The sequence below is a fragment of the Mesorhizobium tamadayense genome (assembly GCF_003863365.1).
Taxonomy (GTDB): Bacteria; Pseudomonadota; Alphaproteobacteria; order Rhizobiales; family Rhizobiaceae; genus Mesorhizobium; species Mesorhizobium tamadayense.
Genome location: NZ_RQXT01000013.1, coordinates 38,286 through 51,254, shown reverse-complemented (window position 1 = coordinate 51,254; position 12,969 = coordinate 38,286). Strand labels below are relative to the sequence as shown.

Sequence of the window (12,969 nt, the reverse complement as noted above, 5' to 3'; positions counted from 1 at the left end):
CGTGCTTCGATATATTGTCTGGCGCATCGCCGTGATGGTTCCAACGCTGCTGATCATATCGGCGCTGGTGTTCACGATCATCGAACTTCCCCCTGGCGACTATTTCGACAGCTATGTTGCCGAGCTTAGGGCTCAGGGCGAAGCAGTGGATTCCGATCGCATCGAGATGATGCGCAAGGAATATGGTTTCGACAAGCCGCCGGTCATTCGCTACTTCTACTGGGTCGGCGGGATGCTGCACGGCGATTTCGGCTATTCCTTCGAATATGAGCTGCCGGTTCGCAACGTCGTCGGAGACCGAATGTGGCTGACGATGCTGGTTTCCTTCGTCACGATCATCTTCACTTGGCTCATCGCCTTTCCGATCGGCATGTACTCCGCAACGCATCAATACAGCTGGGGCGACTACGGCCTGACTTTCTTCGGCCTTCTCGGCCTTGCCATTCCGAACTTCATGCTGGCGCTGATCCTGATGTATTTCGCCAACATCTGGTTCGGCACGTCCATCGGCCATCTCATGGACCAGCAATATCTCGGCGAGCCGATGAGCTGGGCCAAGGCGAAGTCGATCCTCGCCCATCTCTGGATCCCGGTCTTGATCATTGGCACCGGGGGCACGGCAAGCATGATCCGGCGGCTGCGCGCCAATCTGCTTGATGAGCTACATAAGCAATATGTCGTGACCGCGCGCGCCAAAGGCCTTCATCCCTTCAGGGCGCTGGTCAAATATCCGCTGCGCATGGCGCTCAATTTCTTCATTTCAGACATCGGCTCTATCCTGCCGGCCATCATCTCCGGCGCCGAAATCACGGCGATCGTGCTGTCTTTGGAAACGACCGGGCCGATGCTGATCAAGGCGCTGCAAAGCCAGGACATGTATCTGGCAGGGTCGTTCCTGATGTTCCTCGCCTTCCTGACGGTCATCGGCGTCCTGATTTCCGACCTGGCGCTGGCGCTACTTGATCCGCGAATTCGTTTGCAAGGCGGCAGCACCAAATGAACACGCAATCGCCGCTGCCCGCTCCGGGTGCCCCACTGCAACACTACGTTTCCATCGCGCCCTTTGACCTGCAGTCGGTCGAGGCGATGACGCCGGAGCAGTCGAAGGTCTTTCAGGCGTCGCAGTTGCGGCTGATGTGGTGGAAATTCCGTCGGCACCGGCTTGCCGTTGTATCCGGCATATTCCTGGCAGCGCTCTATTTCGGGATACTGATCTGCGAGTTCCTGGCGCCCTACAATCTGCACACGCGCAACATGGACTACATCTATTCGCCGCCGCAGCGGGTGCACCTGTTCCACAACGGCCAGCTTGTCGGGCCGTTCGTCTATGGTCGGCAGATGACGCTGGATATGGACACGCTCAAGCGGAACTACATCGAGAAACAGGATGATGTTCAGCGGATCCGTTTCTTCTGCAAGGGCGACAGTTACCGGTTCTGGGGCCTGGTCGAAGGTGACAGGCATTTTGTCTGTCCTGCCGAAAACGGCCAGCTGTTTCTGGCCGGCACTGACAGGCTGGGGCGCGATGTGTTCTCGCGCATCATATATGGCGCACGCATTTCACTGACAATCGGCCTCGTCGGCATCAGTTTCAGCTTCCTGCTCGGCATAGTCATCGGAGGACTGGCCGGCTATCACGGCGGTATCTTCGACCTGATCGTTCAACGGATAATCGAAGTTCTGCAATCGATCCCCAGCATTCCGCTATGGCTGTCTCTGGCGGCGATCATGCCGATAACCTGGAGTCCGACGCTGATCTATTTCGGCATTACCGTCATCCTCGGGCTGCTCGACTGGACCGGACTGGCGCGGGCCGTGCGTTCAAAGCTTCTAGCCTTGCGCGAGGAGGATTACGTTCTGGCCGCGCAATTGATGGGCGCCAGCAGCAGCCGCATTATCCGGCGACACCTCATTCCCGGCTTCATGTCGCATCTGATCGCGACGGCGACGATCTCCATACCCGGCATGATCCTGGGCGAGACGGCGCTGAGCTTCCTCGGGCTCGGCCTGAGGGCGCCGATAACCAGCTGGGGCATCCTGCTAACCGAGGCGCGCAGCGTCAGCGTGATCGCGTTCTATCCATGGCTGCTTTTGCCAATGCTCCCCGTCATTCTCGTCATCTTGGCGTTCAACTTCCTCGGCGACGGCTTGCGGGACGCCGCAGACCCCTACAAGTGACATCGCTATTCCGCTCAGGACACACAAACGCATATGACTCGCCTCGAGAGTTTCATCCGCAGGATGACCGCACAGCGCGACATTCTCGATCAAGTCTGCGCGGAGGTGGCGAAGATTGAGGGGCCCGTGATCGAGCTCGGCCTCGGCAATGGCCGGACGTTCCACCATCTGCGCGAGCGCCTGCCCGGACGCCGGATCGTGGCGTTCGACCGCGCACTGGCCGCACACTCCAGCTCAATTCCCGAACCTGAAAACCTCGTGCTCGGCGAAATACGCGAGACGGCGAGCAGGTTCATTGGCATCGACGCAGCTCTTGTTCATGCCGACATCGGCACCGGCTATGAAGATCGCGATGCAGTGACCTCTACCTGGCTTCCCGATCTGACCGCGCGCCTGCTTCGCGTCGGCGGCATCGCGGTCAGCGGCACGCCGCTCGATCACCCGCAGTTACAGCGCCTCGCGCCGCCGCCTTCGGTGCCCGCCGATCGTTATTTTATCTTTAGGCGCGTATGAGGGGCTGGGACGACCCAAATCTTCAGGGGCCAGGTCTTCAGGGGATCATATACACCGCTATCTCTCGCTCAATGCCGCGCAGCGAGACCTCGTGGGGCACGGGCGTCAGCGCGTTCCTGTGCAACAGATCGGCGGTGAGATTGTCGTCGACCACCGCACGAGTGGCGAAGATCGCCTGTGCGTTGGCAAGGTTCTGGACCCGCGAAGCAATGTTGACCGTCTGGCCGAAATAGTCCTGTCGCTCGTTCATAGAGACGGCGATGCAGGGGCCGGCATGGACTCCGATCTTGAGCAGCAGATCCTCGCGCCCGCTCTTGTCGTTGAGCGCACGCATTGCATCGCGCATCCTGAGGGCCGCAGCAATCGCACGATCAGGCGTCGCGAATGTCGCCATCACCGCATCACCGATCGTCTTCACCACCGCGCCTGCCTCCGCCGCGACGATCTCGTGCAGAACCTGGAAATGCGCGCGCACGAGATCGAAGGCCGAAAGGTCGCCCACCCGCTCGTAAAGCGCGGTCGATCCGCGCAGGTCGGTGAACAGGAAGGTCAGGCTGGTGATCTGCAGGCGCTGGTTGATGTCGAGCGTATCCGTGCGATAGAGATCGCGGAACGTCTGGTTGGTGAGCAGGCGCTTGGCGGTGAGGAAGGGCCGGCGTTTGCCCAGGAAATCATGCAATGCCTGGCCGGCGATGAAGACCGTCGGCAGCACGCGGGTGTCGGTCCTGTTTTCCAGCGAAATGCGCAACGGGCCGGGCTGCATCTCCAGCGTCTGGTTCTGGACATGGTCGCGGTCGAAGACCAACGAGAGGCTTCGGCGCTCCTTTGTTGGTTCGCCCTTCACGTCGATGAACTGCGCTGAATGGGTGACCGGCTCGAAGACGATGATGAATTCGGACGGAAGCTGTATGGGCAGAACTGCCTTTTCACTGGGCGCAAGCTCGATATCCTCCAGCGAGAACGCTTCCAACTTTTTCGCGAAATCCTCATCCGGCACATCGACGCCGGACGCCCAGTAGATCTGGCGGAAATATTCCACCAACGGCAGTTCGTGTGGATTGTGGGCGGCAATCCTGCGAATGCGCGGACTGACGGTGAATGTCACCTCGACCATCTCGTCGAGGGTCGGCGAATAGCCCTCGGAGCACAGCGCGCAGGTGTATTCGTCCTTCTGGAGGGTTTTCAGCGTGGCGTTGGTGTCGAGCACGCCGCCGCAGCCGGGGCACAGAACATTCCAGGAAATGTCGAAGATGCCCACCCGCGCCGCATGGAGAAAGGCGCTTATGGCGCGCTCCTCGTCGAGGCCATGCTTGCTGGCGAAGGCTGGCGCATTGATGCGGCAAAGTTCGCGGTCCTTGCCCTCCGCGACGGTTCGCTTGATTGCGTCGATTGCCAGCGGATCGACATCGGTCGATTGCCGCAGAAGCGAGAACAGATCCTGAGCTTCGTTCATCGTGCAGGCTCCGGAAAATGCGCCCCCGAGGTGTCTTGACCGGACCGCTCTTTGGTCCGAGCGCTCCATTTTACTTCGAAACGGACCGTACGGCCATTCGAATAGACAATCCTCCATTCGGCGGATTTTCACCGGCCGCAAGCGGCACTATGATGGTCGATAGGCATTCATCTTTGGGACTCTCTCCGATGCCGACATCCGACAACCCGCCATTTCCCGCGGCCCTGCGCCTTTTCTCAGTGGTGGTCATCATCGTCCTGATCGTCGGCGCCGGCCTGTTTTTCGCGCCTGTGCTGGTCAAGCCGCGCTGGCCTTGGGCCGTCACGCCGTTCAATGCCCGCTTCCTCGGCGGCTTCTACACCGCCGAAATGGTCGTGATGGCGGCGCTGCTGGTCTGGAATCGCTGGTCGCCCGGCAGGCTCGTGCTCGTCATGGCCTTCATCTTCACCGTCATCGTGTCGGTGGCTTCGTTCATCAATCTCGGCTATTTCAACTTCGAGCGCAAAGCGCCCTGGCTCTGGTTTTTGGTCTATCTTGCTTCGGTCGCGGTATCCGGGCTGTTCCTATGGCGGGCCAGGGCCCGTCCGTCTGCCAAAGGCGTCACCTTAAACCCCGCATGGCGCGGCTACATGCCCGTGGAATCGGCGATCCTTGGGCTCTATGGCGTCGGCCTGTTGCTGTTTCCCCTGACATTCGGCAGCATCTGGCCATGGCCGATCGATGCCTTCCACGCCCAGGTCTACAGCGCCATCTTCCTCGCCGGTGCGGGCGGCATATATCTCGTCTGGAGAAGCGCGCCGCGCGAGGAACTGCTGGTGCTCGGCTTGGCGCAGTTTCTGGTTGGCCTGCTTGCCGTCCTTGGCCTCGTCATCACCGACGCTGCGGTGCACCGGATCGACTGGACGGCGACCGGGACATTGTGCTGGCTCGCCCTTTTCGGCTGGATCGGCATCAGCGGCGTCTTCAAACTCTACGCCGCCTCGCGGTATTTTAGCTCGCAATCGGCATCATAGGTTGCAGAGACGGCTGGATTTTCAGATGACGTCCGGTGCATCGTGCCGGGCCGATTGCCTTCGCCGGGAACGCCATGACCAGAACGACCTCGCCATCCTCCGAGAAAATCCAGCCGCAGCTCCGGGCCGTCCGGCCAAGCGATGCTGAGGCGCTTTGTGCTATCTTCAACATGCCGGGCTTCCGCTGGGGCACGTTCAGGATGCCCTTCGAGATGGTGGAGCAGGTGGAGCGGCGCATCGCCAAGTCTGGCCCCGAAACCACCTGGATCGTTGCGGAGTTGGACGGCAAGGTCGTCGGCCATGGCAGGTTGGTCGTGCAGGGTTCGCCGCGCCGTTCGCATATCGGCGAGATCAATATCGGCCTAGACGATGCCTTTGTCGGCAAGGGCATCGGCTCTGCCATACTCGGCGCGCTGCTTGACGTGGCCGACAACTGGCGGGCCCTGAAGCGGGTCGAATTGACCGTCTATGCCGACAACGAACCGGCCGTCCGTCTCTACACAAGCCACGGCTTCGAGGTCGAAGGTCGGCATGTGAAGGCCGGTTTTACTGACGGGCAGTACCGCGACCTCCTGAGCATGGCCCGGCTGCGGTTCTAAGATCCGCTGTTTGGCCTTAGCTGTTTAGCCAATCTGACAATTCGTGCCGAGTCGGCGAACAGGTGATTGCTCATGGAGAACTGCGTAGGATACGGTCAATTTCGTCTCACACCATTTGATCAAGTTGACGATCTGGGCCGGCCGCATCCAGCAAGTCTGGTCTCCCTTGGCGTTTGCACCGCAAGCGGCTAGACGGGACCAATGACCGCCGTCTTTGATCCAGCCCCTACGCCTCCGGTGGAAATTCTGGCTGTGCTGTCGTTGCTCTGCCCGGAAGTCGTGCGTGATATCGAGCAGAACTGGAATGCACCGGTTTCCGATTACGCCCGCCATCTGTGGCGGCCGGTGGCAAGGCCTGCATCGGGCCCGGCGATCGCTGCCCGATCGATCCTGCGCGAAGTCCTGCATCAGCGCCTCGGTGTGATTATGCAGCCTGAGGAGATCGGCAAGACCCTCGAAGAGTTCGAGCACAGACCGGTGATTCAGTCCGGGCTGCACTGCCTGCTTCTGATGGACCGGATTACCTTCGATGCCCTCCTGCTTGCGTGGCTCGGCGCGGTCGAAAACGGGCTGTCGGCCTTCTTCGGCTTCATGGGAACGACGATGACCATGGAGACAATTGGCCGGGAGGGGCCGGGCTGGCTCGATGTCGGCGACGACAAGATCAACCTGTTTGGCATGGGGCGCCACAAACTATGCCGCAAAAGCGCCTGCGTGGCCGGCCCCGTCTCGCTCAACAAGCGCGCGCTCGAAGCGGTGGGCGATGAAACGGATGCCAGCCGCTGGCTGGGCACACTGCTTGCCAGTCAGGACAAGGTGTTTGGAACCGCCGCCGATGCGCTGACAGCCCTCAACGAGGATCTGGTCGCCAATTGGGATCGTTCCGGCATGGCCCTGCCGGTTTTCATCGATGATCGGATCGCCGCGGCTGCCATGGCGCGGCATCTGGAATATGACGGCAGCCTTCTTTCCAGGCTGCTCATTGAACCCGCAAGACGCCAGCGTCTCGAACATGCCTTGCAAGAGGCCGCATCGAGCCCATTTGGCAGATTCCTGCCCAACGCCACGGACTATTTCTGGGGCATCCGCGAGGAGCGCGTGCGCAAGCTCGTCCTCGAGAACGGGCACCTGATCGAACCTGACAGGCCGCATGGTCTTTCCATCCCGTTCGAGCGGCCGCATCTCAAGCAGGCGCTGCTGGACGGCGTGCTGCTGCCGAACTTGTTCCTGATGTTCCTCGTCCTCGCTATATTGCCGCGGGTTCGGGTTGTGGGCGGCCTGAGACAAATTGGCTATGTAGCGCTTTTCCATTCGATCCTGCTGGCTGCGCTAGACGAAAACGCGCCGGAAGAGCGCGATCTGGCTGCGGAGCTGCAGGTTCGGGAAAATGCCTGGGGCACGCGGGTCATCGATGAAAAGATCTCGGTCCGCGAGCAGCTTGCCGGCCTGCCGGAAGCGGCGCTCTTCCCGGACTTGCTCCGGCAATACCGATTGCGGACATTGGCCGAGACGACCGACGACCTGAAACTGGTTCGCGAAAACGCCCGATGGCGCAAGATCGGCCAGGCAGAGATCAAGGCGACCTGAGCCTCATTTAAGGCAGCGCCCGCAACGGCAACTTGCGCCTTATCCGGACCTTGCCAGTGATGCCGCGAATGTTAAGTCTCGGCGCCGATGCGGACTTTCCGCCCGGGTTCGAAGACTGACTGCGACCGTACTGCGGCCTTCGCATCGATAGCGCCAATGAGCGGCGTCCCACATCCCACTCCTTGCGTCCATTGGGAGGGGTCGTTATGGACCAAGCCTTACTACCCGGGCTTGTGACAAAGCCGATCCAGCGCGTCTCGAAGTGCAGTGGCAGCATCGCCACGCTCGTCAGGGGACATCAGCTCCGGTTCAAGTTCCAGCCTGAAGTGCGGCAGCTCGGTTCGAACGGCACGACGAGCGGCCGCCAGATTGGCCTTCACATCGATGACGCGGTAGGTGGCGACGGGATAGGCGATCCCCTTGACCTGGACGTGCCCCAGCTCCTCACAGTCGATCGAGTCCTTCACTTGCGCAAACGTCTCGTAGGAAATAACGATGGCGCCCGGCGGCGCCTCCTGCTCCAGGCGCGAGGCGAGATTCACGGCGCCGCCGATTATCGTGTAGTCCATCCGGTCCTCACTGCCGAAGTTACCGACGGTGCAGTAGTCGGTATGGATGCCGATGCGACAGCGCAGCGGTGTTTCGATCCCCATGTCCCGCCAGACTTCGGCAAGCTCGCTAATCCGCTTTTGCATTGCAAGTGCCATCTGCGCGCAAGCCAGCGCGTCCTCCCTGACGCCGCGAGTCTCGGGATCGCCGAAAAACATCAGGATCGCGTCGCCGACATATTTGTCGATCGTCGCGCCGTGATCCGAAGCAATTTTCGACATTTCCGTCAGATAGTGATTGAGGAGTTGGGTGAGATCCTCGGATTCCATTTTGTCAGTGGTCTCGGTAAAGCCTGCGATATCTGAGAAACATATTGTCAGTTTCTTCCGCTGGCTGGCGATCCTGACCTCCTGGCGGCCGGTGAATATCGAGCGATACACTTGGGGCGCCAGATACTTCGCCAGCTTGCTGGAAAGTGCCTCCAGAACCACGGATTTCTCGGCGAGGTTCTCCTCCCTTTGCTTCAGCTCAGTGATGTCCGAATAGACGGCGACCGTGCCGCCGGCGCTGATCCACCGCTCGCTGATCATGACCCATCGCCCGTCCCCTCGCCGCTGCACCCAAGGTTCGCCAGGGTTGCGGTGCCGCGAGAGGCGCTCGGCGACCCACTCCTCGACCCGCCCCTCGGCGTCCCTGATGTAGCCGCGCTCAGCGGATCGGCGAATGATTTGCTCGAATGTCGTGCCGGGCGTCAGTTCGGTCTCCAGACCGGTGTAGAGCAATTCGCGGTAGCGGCTGTTGCTGAGGACGAGCCGGTCCTCCCCGTCGTACAGAGCGAATCCTTCGGAGATGCTTTCGATGGCATCGATGAGCCGCTGACGAGCTTCCGCAACGTCGCGCAGGTTCTTTTCCTCGACCTCGACAGCAGTATCCCGGAAGAGTCTCAGCGCTTCGGCCATGCGCCCGATTTCGTCGCTGCCCGCGGCTGGCAGCGGCGCACGAAGGTTGCCCCCCGCAATCGCGAGCATGCCCTGGCTCACGGCCCCCAGTCGGGCGAGGAGGCTGCGATCGACATAGAGCCAGACAACCAGAACCGAACTCAGGAGGCTGAGGAAGGCGGAGCCGAGCACAACCGCGGTGCCGTAGCGCTGGACGAGCGCGGCTTCGCGACCGGACGCAGCGATCTCCTGGTCTGCCGTGGCGACCAGGCGATCGACGCCAGCGGTGAGATTGCGCGACAGTCGATTGTTCTCGGCCAGAAGCCTTTCGCCCTGTGCCAGGACAGCAAACTCGTCCTCCCGCGCCTTGGGGATGCTGTCCTCGCCGTCGGTCAAACCCTTGAATTCGTCGACACGCTGCCGGAAGCGGGTCCGCAGCTTTTCGTCAATCTCCGTGGAAACCTTTTCAAGAGCACTGAGCGAACGGCGCAGCGGAAAAAGGATCAACGCCAGGTCGCCCGGCGTCGGCGCGTTCGCAACCTTCACCAGCGCGTCGTTGACCGCCGAGATCTCCAGCTGCGCCTTCTGCTGGGGGATGTAGGCCGCAATCGCCTGGACCAGGTCGGCCATTGCCGCTGCGCGACGATCGGGCGACAGCGACGTGTCGGCCGCGACCGCCCGCCATTGCGGGAGCCTGGAATCCATCACTAGGATGCCGGTGGCGACAAGGCGCTGGCTTCCGGTCGTCGTCGCGGCGAGGCGGTTCAGGAGCGCCTCCTTGCGGGCGACCACGTCGAGGCGGGCGACAACAAGAGAGTCGAGCTCCTTCAGGTTGCGCCTCAGAACAATCGCGGCTTCCTCGATCTCGGCCAAAGGCACTGTGCCCAACGTGGCATCCCGGAGGTCCGTGCGCAGGGCCTCGAGGCGGGACATCTCGAGCGCGACGGCAGCCGAGACCTCACTGTGCTGAGCCCTGCTTGTCGCCGCCAGCACCGATGGCGCGGCAGCAGCGACCCGTTCGGCCTGGCGCGACAGCTGGAGGGAGGCGAGCGCCGACGGCACTCGATCCTTGGTAATTCGGTCGACGACGTCGCCAACCTGGAGGAAGGCATAAAGCGCCGCAGCGGTTGCCAGCACCGCAAGTGCGCTGATCCCGAAAAAGGCGAGCAACAGCCGGCCGCGTATGCCGAGGCGTTCAAGCATCTCGGGGAGTCGGAACAGTCCGGCCACACTGGTCTGCATCAGACTAGACGTCTCAGCCGGCGCGCCGGCGATCAACGAACCCCTATTCAACCGGCACGTACTCTCCACCGCGCCAGACGTACCAAACCCAGCTCTGCTTCGTGAGGTCGCCCTTGTCGTCGAAATCGACCCGGCCGATGACGGTGTCGAATTCCTGTTCGTGCAGTGCCGCAATGACGGCCTTCGGCTCCAGCGAACCTGCCTTCGAGACTGCCTGGGCCCAGACCTGGACCGCGCAGTAGCTCAACAGCGTGTAGCCCGCGGGTTCGAAGTTCTCCGCACGGAACTGCTCAACGACCGCGGCCGCTTCGGGGCTTCGCCTCGGGTCCGCCGGGAACGTGAAGAGGGTCCCCTCCGCCGCGGGGCCGGCGATCAGGGCAAATTCCTCGGTCGCCAAAGCATCTCCGGATATGAGCTGAACCGTGTAGCCACTGTCGTGTGCAGCGCGAGCAATAAGCGCAACCTCGGCATGATACCCACCCACATATAAGGCGGAGACGCCGGCGGTCTGCAACGCAGCGACCTCGGCCGAATAGTCGTCCTTCCCGGGAAGGTATGCGTTGTAAACGGCCTCAGTCACGCCCCGCTTGTTCAGCTGCTTCTTGGTCTCGTCGGCGAGACCCTTCCCATAGGTCGAGTTGTCGTGGAGGATCGCAATCTTCTTGTTGCCCCAGCGATCGGCAAGGTAGTTGCCGGCGATGAAACCTTGCGCGTCGTCGCGGCCAATGGTGCGAAAGACATTGGCACGGCCCTGTTCGGTCAGCTGCGGATTGGTCGAGCCTGGGGATATCTCAACGACGCCCGCCTCCTCGTACACTTTTGATGCGGGGATCGAGGCCCCGGAGCAATAATGCCCGACGACGAACACGACCCCGTCAGCCACCAGCTTCTTGGCGGCCGCCACAGCTTGTTCGGGATCGCAGAAGTCGTCGACCGAGATGAGCCTCACCTTCTGGCCGAGCACGCCGCCCGCCGTGTTGACGTCGGCCACTGCCATCTCCGCGCCGCGCTGTCCCTGCTCGCCGATCCAGGCGAGCCGTCCCGTCATCGCAGCCGAGACGCCGATCAGCACCTCCGCCCGCGCGGAGCTGAGCGCGGCCGCGAGAACTAAGATCGCTATGGCGATGATGCGGTGCATGAGTGCACCCCTTTAACTGTAGCTTACGCCAATCCCGTCAGAGCCGACAGCCCCTTCGGCAAGCGCGACTATCTCGGCTGCTATTGCAGCGCACACCCAATTTGGCGAAGCGATCATACACTGGAATGGCGTATTATAACTTCGTTCGCTGAGGTCGGAATCGCGCGCCAAATCCGGACGTTACCACTGACCGGAGTGAGCGTCGTGATTGGGTCAAACTTCATCATAGGCCCTCTGCGAACGACCGTCCGCAAAGGGTGCCTCGAGGGGGTCGAATGTTCTCATTCGCATCTTGCATGATTCGATTGCCTGAGCCGATTGGTGCTATACTGGCGAGCCGGCCAACGCCGCAGACCTCTGTTGAAGAATATGACCAAGGTAACCGCTCTACCTGACCAGATCGATTTTAACGTGGCCGCCGATGAAACCTTGCTCGAGGCGGCTCTCAGATCGGGCGTGCCATTCGCCCATGCCTGCGGCGGCCGGGCGAAATGCTCTACATGCCGCGTCTGGGTGCTCGATGGCCTGGAGGCCTGCCCGGACCGCAATTCCGATGAGACTTCGATGGCGGATCGGTTGAGATTGGCGGATGAAGTTAGGCTGGCCTGTCAGCTCAGGCCGCAAGGCGAGCTTCGCGTCCGACGCCTGGTGCTGGACGAAACCGATATGATGATCACCAGCCAACTTGGCGGTGCTGCCGCGACGCGTTGCGGCGAAGCAAAGCATGTTGCGGTCTTCTTCAGTGACATTGTCGATTTCACGGCGCTGTCTGAGCGGCTTTCGCCCTACGACGTGATGTATCTGCTCAATCGCTACTTCGCTCAGGTCGGCGACATCATTGAGCAGAATGGCGGTTTCATCGACAAACTCATCGGCGATGGGCTCATGGCAATATTCGGCATCGACGACCAGCCCGACGCTCCGCTCCGTGCCGTGAATGCCGCGCTCCAGACCCTCGCCACAGTCGATCGTCTGAAGCCGTTCTTTAGCTCGATGTATGGCATCGATTTCGATATTCGTATCGGCCTCAACTATGGCGAAGCCGTCATTGGCACATTGGGTTTCGCCGGACACGAACGTCTCACGGCGATCGGCGACGTGGTGAATCTGGCCAGCCGGATCGAGGCGGCCAACAAGGATGCTGGTACGCGCTTGCTGATATCCGAGGCCCTCCGCGACCAGATCGCCGACAAGGTGGAAATCGCCGACTTCGTCAGGGTGCGCCTTCGCGGTACCGGCGAGCGCACAAGCCTGTTCGAAATCGTCAGGCTGAAGCCCGAAATTGACGCCGAGCTGAATGCCAGACGGCCTCGCGAAACCATCCGCCAGGGCGGCAGGAGGTGGATTCGCGCTTTTGCCGAAGACGAGCTTCAGCCCCACGAACGCCGGATTCTCGATTTTGAAGATTACGATATCGTCGTCGTTCGCGGATCCGACAACTATTGCGCCTTCAACAATGCCTGCCCGCATCTTCATCTGCCGCTCTACGAACGCCGAAGTTCCGCTCAGGCCGAAGTGCTGAAGCTCCCACACACGGAGAGCACGATCACCGCAAATCTTGGCCTGGTCTGCCGCTGGCATCAGAGTTGTTTCGACCTGCTTACCGGCGAAATCAGGGAGTGGGCGAAGTTGGAGCACGATGGTACCAGGGCGGGCCTTGAATATCTGGGTGACATTTCGAAAAACCGCGCAAAGCTGATCGTATATCCCTGCCGAAAGCAGGACGGCTTTGTGTGGATCGGGCTCGACTGAAGCGACT

10 protein-coding genes are annotated in these 12,969 nt (G+C 61.2%); 7 read left to right on the top strand and 3 right to left on the bottom strand.

Annotated elements, in window-relative coordinates; all coding sequences use genetic code 11:
* Nucleotide 1 precedes the first annotated feature (1 nt).
* From EH240_RS13255 to EH240_RS13245, 3 genes are read left to right on the top strand one after another with little or no spacing between them, the layout of a single operon-like run.
* Nucleotides 2-1,000 carry an ABC transporter permease gene (locus EH240_RS13255; protein ID WP_124998873.1) on the top strand — a complete coding sequence of 333 codons (999 nt, stop codon included), beginning with the start codon at nucleotides 2-4 and terminating at the stop codon, nucleotides 998-1,000.
* On the top strand, nucleotides 997-2,178 hold the full coding sequence (locus EH240_RS13250) for an ABC transporter permease (RefSeq protein WP_124998872.1): 1,182 nt from the start codon (nucleotides 997-999) through the stop codon (nucleotides 2,176-2,178). The genes EH240_RS13255 and EH240_RS13250 overlap by 4 nt, the downstream gene beginning before the upstream one ends.
* 33 nt (nucleotides 2,179-2,211) lie before the next feature.
* Nucleotides 2,212-2,691, top strand: a complete 480-nt coding sequence (locus EH240_RS13245) for a class I SAM-dependent methyltransferase (RefSeq protein ID WP_124998871.1) — start codon at nucleotides 2,212-2,214, stop codon at nucleotides 2,689-2,691.
* 37 nt (nucleotides 2,692-2,728) lie between these two features.
* On the opposite strand, the gene EH240_RS13240 is transcribed toward EH240_RS13245, so the two are convergent.
* Nucleotides 2,729-4,144 (bottom strand): adenylate/guanylate cyclase domain-containing protein, encoded by a 1,416-nt coding sequence (locus EH240_RS13240; RefSeq protein WP_124998869.1) that lies wholly within the window; start codon nucleotides 4,142-4,144, stop codon nucleotides 2,729-2,731.
* Nucleotides 4,145-4,332: 188 nt separating this feature from the next.
* Here EH240_RS13240 and EH240_RS13235 point away from each other — a divergent pair, with 188 nt between their 5' ends.
* The 3 genes from EH240_RS13235 (at nucleotide 4,333) to EH240_RS13225 (ending at nucleotide 7,343) form a co-directional block, all read left to right on the top strand.
* Nucleotides 4,333-5,157 (top strand): hypothetical protein, encoded by an 825-nt coding sequence (locus EH240_RS13235; protein ID WP_124998867.1) that lies wholly within the window; start codon nucleotides 4,333-4,335, stop codon nucleotides 5,155-5,157.
* Nucleotides 5,158-5,231: 74 nt separating this feature from the next.
* Nucleotides 5,232-5,756, top strand: a complete 525-nt coding sequence (locus EH240_RS13230) for a GNAT family N-acetyltransferase (protein ID WP_124998865.1) — start codon at nucleotides 5,232-5,234, stop codon at nucleotides 5,754-5,756.
* A gap of 201 nt (nucleotides 5,757-5,957) precedes the next feature.
* Nucleotides 5,958-7,343: a hypothetical protein gene (locus EH240_RS13225; protein WP_124998863.1), complete on the top strand. Its 1,386-nt coding sequence runs from the start codon at nucleotides 5,958-5,960 to the stop codon at nucleotides 7,341-7,343.
* A gap of 221 nt (nucleotides 7,344-7,564) precedes the next feature.
* Here EH240_RS13225 and EH240_RS13220 read toward each other — a convergent pair whose 3' ends face one another.
* Together EH240_RS13220 and EH240_RS13215 are read right to left on the bottom strand one after the other, a co-directional pair.
* The gene (locus EH240_RS13220; RefSeq protein WP_124999026.1) at nucleotides 7,565-10,033 is read right to left on the bottom strand and encodes an adenylate/guanylate cyclase domain-containing protein; all 2,469 of its coding nucleotides are present in this window, start codon (nucleotides 10,031-10,033) and stop codon (nucleotides 7,565-7,567) included.
* Between the two features lie 82 nt (nucleotides 10,034-10,115).
* The gene (locus EH240_RS13215; RefSeq protein ID WP_124998861.1) at nucleotides 10,116-11,210 is read right to left on the bottom strand and encodes a branched-chain amino acid ABC transporter substrate-binding protein; all 1,095 of its coding nucleotides are present in this window, start codon (nucleotides 11,208-11,210) and stop codon (nucleotides 10,116-10,118) included.
* Nucleotides 11,211-11,579: 369 nt separating this feature from the next.
* On the opposite strand from EH240_RS13215, the gene EH240_RS13210 reads away from it, so the two are divergent.
* The gene (locus EH240_RS13210; RefSeq protein ID WP_245436006.1) at nucleotides 11,580-12,962 is read left to right on the top strand and encodes an adenylate/guanylate cyclase domain-containing protein; all 1,383 of its coding nucleotides are present in this window, start codon (nucleotides 11,580-11,582) and stop codon (nucleotides 12,960-12,962) included.
* The last annotated feature ends 7 nt before the right edge of the window (nucleotides 12,963-12,969 follow it).

Bases quoted from the DNA above. Each gene is read 5' to 3' on its own strand.
- EH240_RS13250 (WP_124998872.1), top strand. From the start codon at position 997: ATGAACACGCAATCGCCGCTGCCCGCTCCGGGTGCCCCACTGCAACAC.
- EH240_RS13245 (WP_124998871.1), top strand. From the start codon at position 2,212: ATGACTCGCCTCGAGAGTTTCATCCGCAGGATGACCGCACAGCGCGAC.
- EH240_RS13240 (WP_124998869.1), bottom strand. From the start codon at position 4,144: ATGAACGAAGCTCAGGATCTGTTCTCGCTTCTGCGGCAATCGACCGAT.
- EH240_RS13235 (WP_124998867.1), top strand. From the start codon at position 4,333: ATGCCGACATCCGACAACCCGCCATTTCCCGCGGCCCTGCGCCTTTTC.
- EH240_RS13230 (WP_124998865.1), top strand. From the start codon at position 5,232: ATGACCAGAACGACCTCGCCATCCTCCGAGAAAATCCAGCCGCAGCTC.
- EH240_RS13225 (WP_124998863.1), top strand. From the start codon at position 5,958: ATGACCGCCGTCTTTGATCCAGCCCCTACGCCTCCGGTGGAAATTCTG.
- EH240_RS13220 (WP_124999026.1), bottom strand. From the start codon at position 10,033: ATGCTTGAACGCCTCGGCATACGCGGCCGGCTGTTGCTCGCCTTTTTC.
- EH240_RS13215 (WP_124998861.1), bottom strand. From the start codon at position 11,210: ATGCACCGCATCATCGCCATAGCGATCTTAGTTCTCGCGGCCGCGCTC.
- EH240_RS13210 (WP_245436006.1), top strand. From the start codon at position 11,580: ATGACCAAGGTAACCGCTCTACCTGACCAGATCGATTTTAACGTGGCC.